The sequence below is a fragment of the Saccharopolyspora sp. genome (assembly GCF_017434145.1).
Lineage (GTDB): Bacteria > Actinomycetota > Actinomycetes > Mycobacteriales > Pseudonocardiaceae > Saccharopolyspora_C > Saccharopolyspora_C galaxeae.
The window spans coordinates 1-6,803 of the sequence record NZ_JAFRFW010000967.1; the positions used below are offsets into that span (position 1 = coordinate 1).

Here is a 6,803-nt window from a genome sequence, read left to right on the forward strand (position 1 = left end):
ACGTCCACAGCGGCCACGGTCGCCCCCAGCTCGCCCAGCGCGTGCGCCACCGTGGCACCGATCCCGCGGGCGGCTCCGGTCACCACGGCCGTGCGGCCGCTGATGCCAGTTCGGTCCATTTCGTCCTTTCCTCCCACAACGGCGCGCGGTGCGCTGCGGCGATGCCGCGAGCCTGTATGGTTAGGCTAACCTGACCGCTGACCAAACCGGTAGGGGATGACCATCACATTTGCGACCGCCGCGCAATTTTCCCGTCGAATCGTCGGTGCGTGGCCAGCGGAAGAGGCATGACTCACTGCGGTCGCGGCTTTCGGCGAGCCGGGGCCGATTCGGGAGAAGTCCGCCCGGCGACGCACAGCGCGCGGGGAGATCCGGTGCGTTGATCCACCCGATCAAGCTATGGCGAACGACTGTTCGAGGCCGGATACTCGGGATCATGGATGAGCGAGCAGCAGAACAGCCGAACCCCGCCCAGCACCGGGAGCCCGCCCAACGTCGGGAGCCCGCCCAGCGCCGGGACCCGGGCTCGGGCCACCTGCAGTCGGACGCTTACCGAAGCGCGAGCGGCTGTCGGTTAGCGGCGCAGGGCGCGAGCGTTCCGAACCGACCGTGGCGCTCTCGGAAATCGACCGTTCCCGCGGTGCAGCGCGGTTCCATGCTTCGGCCTATCGCGGAAGCGACGTGGCTTCGCGGGGCAATGTGGCTTCGCGGGGGAATTGGGAAATCCGGCGATGTGCCGGTTTCCCAGCCGCCGCCTGTGGTGGGCGCTCCCGGCAGGAATTCCCGGGTACCGACGGGCATCGCGGGCCGCGCGCCGCCCGGTAGCGCACGGCGCGGTTTCACGCGGGTGGGACCACACCCCGCACGAAGCCGAGTTCGAGCAGGTCCTGCGGACGCAGCTTGAGCCGGTCGGCCAACTCCGGTGCCTCCTCCGGCGGCCGCTTCAGGATCGCCGCGCTCGATTCCGGGGCGATCACGGCGAAGTAGGCGTCCGCGGTGATCCAGGTGGATTCCGGCGCGGCCAGCGCGAGCGCTCCCCCGGAACCGCCCTCACCGATGACCAGCGTGGTGATCGGCACCCTGGCCTCGGCCACGGCGGTGAACAGCTCCGCGATGGCCGGGCCGACGCCGGTGCGCTCGGCCTCGGCGTCGTTGGCGGCACCGGGGGTGTCCACCAGCGTCAGCACCGGCAGGCCGAGCTGGTCGGCGAGGCGCACCAAGCGCGCGGCGGTCCGGAAACCCGCCGGGTTGTTGGCGGTGCCGTCCTGCGCGGCGTAAGCGACCGGACGCCCGTCGTGTTCGCCGATTCCGCACAACATCCCGGAGTCCGTGCCGCCGGCACGGTCTCCGCTCAACGAGAACCGGGAGGTGAAATACCGGTCGAGGTAGTCCTGCGCATGCGGCCGGTCGGCGGCGCGGGCGCGGCGAACGGCATCCCATCCGGTGCCGGGCTCGGGTCGCCGGGTGATCGGTTCCGGCAGGTCGGCGGGGGCCGGCGGGCGGACCAGGCGTTGCGGGTGCAGCAGCTCCACCAGCCGGGCCAGCACCTGCGGTAGCTCGGTGTCGTCGACGAGCCGGTCGACCTGACCGTCGGTGACCTTGCCCGCGGCGGTGAACGAAGCACTCTTCTCGTCAGGGGTGCGCACCCGGCTGCCGCCGAAGGCAACATCGGCTTCCGGGGAGGCGAGCACGATGTCGGCACCTGCGGCCAGGGACGCCCACATGCCGCCCGTCGTCGGGTTGCGCAGCACGGTGATGTGCGGGATCCGCGCCTGCCGGGTCAGCAGGCAGGCGCGGGCGATCGCCTGCAGCTGTGCGAGCGCGCGGATGCCCTCCTGCATCCGGCTGCCGCCGGATGCGACCAGGGAGATCACCGGCAGCCGCAGCTCGCGCGCCCGCTCGAAGGCGTGCACCACGCGGGCTCCAGCGGTCTCCCCGACCGAACCGCCCAGGAAACCGAACTCGAACGCGATCAACACGGCGTGCCCAGCGCCGATGCGTCCCTGTCCGCACAGCACGGATTCGTCGGTGCCGGTGCGTTCGGCCGCGCGGCATCGCTGTTCGTCGTAGCCGGGCCAGCGCAGCGGGCCGTCCGCGGTGGAAACCGCGTCCGGGTTGCTCACATCCGGCGCCATCCGCTCGTCCGGGTCCGCATCCGCAACATGATCGAACGCGGCTGCCGCGGGCTCCGGTCCGCCCGCAGCCGTGCCGGTGTGCGGGACCTCGAACTCCTCGAAGTCCGCGCACAGCGACTCGATCAGGACGCGCACGCCGTTCCCGCGCTGGTCAACCATGCAGGGCCTTCTTCATGATCTTGCCCATCTCGTTGCGTGGCAACGAGTCCACGAACCGCACCTCGCGGGGCCGCTTGTGCGGGGTGAGCAGTCGGGCGACGTGTTCGGTGAGCTCGGCGGCCGTGCCGTCGCGGTCGGTCAACTCGCCTGCGGGCACGACCCAGGCGACGATGCGCTCGCCCAGGTCCGGATCCGGTGCGGCGGCGACCGCGACCTCGGCGACCAGCGAGTGCTCCAGCAGCGCGTTCTCGATCTCGCCGGCGCCGATCTTGTAACCGCCGCTTTTGATGATGTCGGTGGCCTTGCGCCCGACAATGCGCAGGTAGCCGTCGGCCGCCCGGGTGGCGACGTCACCGGTGCGGAACCAGCCGTCCGCGAACGCCTCCGCGGTGGCGTCCGGCCGGTTGAGGTAGCCGGTGAACAGGTTGCTCCCGCGAACCAGGATCTCCCCGACCGTCTCGTCGTCGCTGACTTCGATGTCCCGGCCCGCGTCGTCGACGAGTTTGATCTCCACCCCGTCGAAGGGCAGCCCGACGTAACCGGGTCTGCGGTCACCGGATGCCCGGACCCCGGAATTCATGATCGTTTCGCTCATGCCGTAGCGCTCCACCACGCGCTGCCCGGTCGATCGCGAGATCCGCTCGTGTTCCACGGCTGGCAGCGCGGCCGATCCGGACACCAGCAGTCGCGCCCGGCCGACCGCCTTCGCCAGGTCCGGATCGCGCTCGGCGTCGTCGGCGAGCCGGTGGTACATGGTCGGCACCCCGAACAACATGGTCGCCGACCCGGCCAGTTCATCGGCCGCCGCCTGCGGGGAGAACTTGCCGAGGTGGTGCACGGTGCCGCCGAGCCGCAGCGGTCCCAGCGTGCCGAGGATCAAGCCGTGCACGTGGAACAGCGGCAGCGCGTGCACCAGCACGTCTTCGGCGGTCCACTCCCACGCGTCGGCCAGCGCGTCCAGGTTCGCCCGGATGGCGCGGCGCGGAAGCACCACGCCCTTCGGCGGTCCGGTGGTGCCGGACGTGTAGACGACGAGCGCGGGCGATTCCTCGTCCGGTTCGGGCGGGAGCGCTCCGCTGCCCGGTGCCAGGTCGACCTCGTGCACCGGGATCTGCCGCAGCGCCTCGGGCGGTTGGAACCCGGGCGCCGCCAGCAGCAATCCCGGCTCGCTGTCGCCGACGATGTGCTCGAGTTCCCGCTCGCCCACCTTCGGGTTGACCGGCACCACCGCTGCCCCGGCGGCCAGCGCGCCTGCCACGGCCACGCAGGTCTCCAGTTCGGCGGTCGCCCACACCGCGACCCGTTCGGCGGGCCCCACCCGCTCGGCGATGCCGCTCGCGGCCGCGGCCAGCTCCCGGTAGGTCAGCGCGCGGTCACCGAACCGCAACGCCTCCTCGTCGTCCGGGCGCCGCAGCTTCGGGAACAACTCCGTTGCGCGATCCATGGCGTACCTCCGAGCTCCGTTGCAATTTCACCCCAGACCGGGGACGACGAAAATGAGCCAGGCCACTGCCGGGCCCGCGGCGGCGACCGCTGCGCCGTAAACCAGCAGGCGCCGGAAGAACACTTCCCGATCGACGCCCTTCGCGTTGGCCAGCACGATCGCCCCGTTCGTGGAGAAGGGGCTGACGTCGACGAGCGTGGCGCTGACGGCCAGCGCGGTGACCATGCCGACCGCTCCGATCGCCCCGGTCTCCAGGAACGGCACGGCCAGCGAGATCAAGGCACCCATCAGTCCGACCGAACTGGCGAACGCCGAGACGATGCCGCCGATGTAGCACAGCAGCACCGCGGCCAGCAGCGGCAATCCGACCCCGGCCACGGCGTGGCCCACGTAGTCGATCGTGCCCATTTCCTTGAGCACGCCGACGTAGGTCAGCACACCGCAGATCAGCAGCACCGTGGGCCAGGTGACCTCCGCGGGAGCGTTCGCGGCCGCCTTCGGCGACATCACGGTCAGCACCACGGCCACGGTCATCGCCACCAGGCCGGCGTCCAGCTCGAACACCAGCGTGCACACCACGAGCGAGACCAGCCCGAGCAGCGTCAGCACCCGGTCTCTGGTGAGCCGCATGACCTCGGCCGATTCCTCCTGATCGGGTGCGACCGGCCGGCTGCGCGCCAGCCGCATGCCGCCGAGCACCACGAAGACCACGGCCGCGATCAGCAGGTTCGCCGCGAAGCTGCCGAGGAACAGCACCAGCGGACTACCGGGCAGCTTGTTGTCGGCGACCACGCCGTTGACGATCACGCCGTACACGCTGATCGGCGAGAACCCGCCTGCCTGCGCTCCGTGCACGACCATCGCGCCCATCAGCAGCGGGTTGATGCCGTGCCGGGCGGCGAGGTTCAGCGCGATGGGCGCGACGATGGCGCACGCGGCCGGGCTGACCGCGCCGATCGCGGTGAGCACCGCACCGACACCGAACATCACCCAGGGAATGACCGCGAGCCGTCCGCCGACCAGCCGCACCGCCCAGTGCACCAGCCAGTCCGTGGTGCCGTTGGCCCGGGCGATCGCGAACAGGTAGGTCACGCCGACGAGCACCACGAAGATGTCGCCGGGGAAGCCGGCGAAGATGTCGTCGTCGGAGAGCCCGCCGGCGAGCTTGCCGACGGCGAACGCGGCGGCGAACGCCAGCACCCCCATGTTCACCGACATCGTCGTGGCCAACGCGAAGCAGGCCACCAGCGCGAAGATCGAGATCAACTCGGGCGACACCGTTGTCTCCCCTCGTCATCCCCGCGACCGCGAGGCCGCGGGGACATTGGTTCACTGGATGGACCACTTTGCGCCTCGGCCCGAACACCGTCAAGACTGAATTGGTCGACTGGACGAACCTCTGACCGAGATCTCCGGTGCTAATCTGGGCGCTGTCGATCCGTCCGCTGGAGGCCGAAGGTGTCCGACGCGCTGCGCCCGCTGACCCGGCCGAAGCTCTACGAGCAGGTCGTGGTGCGGTTGCGCGAGCACGTCGCCGCTTCCGGGCTGGACGTCGGCGACCGCCTCCCGCCGGAACGGGAGCTGGCCGACCGGCTAGGGGTGAGCCGCGCCTCGGTGCGCCAGGCGATCGTCGTCCTGGAAGTCCAGGGCCTCGTCGAGGTGCGCCACGGCGGCGGCACCTACCTGCGCGAGCGCGTGCTGGACAGCGAGCCGGTGGAGGAGCTGGTGGCGCGGCGCCGCAGGTTGCCGGACGTGCTCGACGCCCGGGAGGCGCTGGAGACGAAGCTTGCCGAACTCGCCGCCGAACGCCGCACCGAGCAGGACCTGACCGAGATCGACGCGGCGCTGGCCGACATGCGCGGCCAGGTGGAAGCCGGCGACCTCGGCGGCGACGGGGACCGCCGGTTCCACGCCGCGATCACCGCGGCCGCGCACAGCACGATGCTCGCGGACTTCATGCGCACGATCGCCGACGAGATCGCCGAGAGCCGCCAGGAGTCGCTGCGCCAGCCCAACCGCCCGCCGCAGTCGCTGCGCCAGCACGAGCGCATCGCCGAAGCGATCCGCGCGGGCAACGCCCGCACCGCGGTCACCGCGATGCGCCGCCACCTGCGCACCGTCAGCCGCGTCCGGTTGCTCAGCTGGGATCCGGACGCGGACTGAAACCGCGGCGAATCCCCCATCGCGGACACCCTCCGCCGAGCCTGGCCTGCCGCGATGGCACCGGGAACGGTGCGGTTAGGCTTCGTCTCGCCGTCCCGACCGCAGTGGAGCAATCCTTGATCCCCGCCCGCCCCCGGCCCGCAGGCCCCCGATGATCGGCTGGCTGCTGGCCACGGCGGGCACCGCCCTGCTGGGCAGCGTTTTCCCGCTGGCCAACATCGAGCTCTACCTGGTCGGTGTGCTCAGCACCGTCGAAGGCTTGAACTGGTGGGCGCTGGGCCTGGCCGCGGCGGTCGGGCAGATGCTGGGCAAGACGCTGTTCTTCTTGGCCGGTCGCGGCGGCTTCTCGCTCGGCAGGCGCCTCGGCAGGATGACCGAGGCCCGCGAGGGCGGCCGCTGGGCCGCTCTGCTGGAGAAGTTCCACTCCCGCACCGAGCAACACCCGTGGTGGGGGCTGGGCGTCCTGTTCGTCAGCGCGGTGCTGAGCTTTCCGCCGTTCACCGTGCTGTGCTTCCTGTCCGGCGCCGCCGGCCTGCCCCTGCTCGGTTTCCTCGCGGTGAGCCTCACCGGCCGCGCGATCCACTTCCTGATCGTCGCAGGCGCCCCCGAAGTGGTGCACCAGCTGCCGTTCTTCGGCTGAGCGCATAACGACCTCCGGGCGAGGGCACCCGCTGAGGGCAGGTTCCGGCCACCCGGAGGTAGGTAATGGCTTCCCACCACGGCGACAAGCAGGAGCAGCTCGACGGCGTCCGCAAGGACGTCGAAGACACCTACTTGACCACCCAGCAAGGCGTGCGAGTCGACCACACCGACGATTCGCTGACCGTCGGCGAGCGCGGTCCGACGTTGCTGGAGGACTTCCACGCGCGCGAGAAGATCACCCACTTCGACCACGAACGCAT

6 protein-coding genes are annotated in these 6,803 nt (G+C 71.0%); 3 read left to right on the forward strand and 3 right to left on the reverse strand.

Going from position 1 to position 6,803, the window contains the following annotated elements; genetic code table 11:
* Nucleotides 1–839 precede the first annotated feature (839 nt).
* The 3 genes from IJH84_RS26100 to IJH84_RS26110 form a co-directional block, all read right to left on the reverse strand.
* A complete protein-coding gene (locus tag IJH84_RS26100; protein WP_295150113.1) occupies nucleotides 840–2,135 on the reverse strand; it encodes a carboxyl transferase domain-containing protein in 1,296 nt (431 codons plus the stop codon).
* A 151-nt stretch (nucleotides 2,136–2,286) separates the two neighbouring features.
* A complete protein-coding gene (locus IJH84_RS26105; protein ID WP_295150101.1) occupies nucleotides 2,287–3,738 on the reverse strand; it encodes an acyl-CoA synthetase in 1,452 nt (483 codons plus the stop codon).
* A 27-nt stretch (nucleotides 3,739–3,765) separates the two neighbouring features.
* The gene (locus tag IJH84_RS26110; protein ID WP_295150104.1) at nucleotides 3,766–5,016 is read right to left on the reverse strand and encodes an SLC13 family permease; all 1,251 of its coding nucleotides are present in this window, start codon (nucleotides 5,014–5,016) and stop codon (nucleotides 3,766–3,768) included.
* Between the two features lie 180 nt (nucleotides 5,017–5,196).
* On the opposite strand from IJH84_RS26110, the gene IJH84_RS26115 reads away from it, so the two are divergent.
* The 3 genes from IJH84_RS26115 to IJH84_RS26125 all read left to right on the forward strand — a co-directional run.
* Nucleotides 5,197–5,901, forward strand: coding sequence for a FadR/GntR family transcriptional regulator (locus tag IJH84_RS26115; RefSeq protein WP_200070747.1), 705 nt, complete (start codon nucleotides 5,197–5,199; stop codon nucleotides 5,899–5,901).
* 151 nt (nucleotides 5,902–6,052) lie between these two features.
* The gene (locus tag IJH84_RS26120) at nucleotides 6,053–6,541 is read left to right on the forward strand and encodes a VTT domain-containing protein (RefSeq protein WP_200070748.1); all 489 of its coding nucleotides are present in this window, start codon (nucleotides 6,053–6,055) and stop codon (nucleotides 6,539–6,541) included.
* 65 nt (nucleotides 6,542–6,606) lie between these two features.
* Nucleotides 6,607–6,803: catalase (locus tag IJH84_RS26125; RefSeq protein ID WP_295150111.1), on the forward strand; the 197-nt coding region annotated here is incomplete at its 3' end.

Coding starts and splice junctions, on each gene's coding strand:
- IJH84_RS26100 (WP_295150113.1), bottom strand. CDS start 2,135: ATGGCGCCGGATGTGAGCAACCCGGACGCGGTTTCCACCGCGGACGGC.
- IJH84_RS26105 (WP_295150101.1), bottom strand. CDS start 3,738: ATGGATCGCGCAACGGAGTTGTTCCCGAAGCTGCGGCGCCCGGACGAC.
- IJH84_RS26120 (WP_200070748.1), top strand. CDS start 6,053: ATGATCGGCTGGCTGCTGGCCACGGCGGGCACCGCCCTGCTGGGCAGC.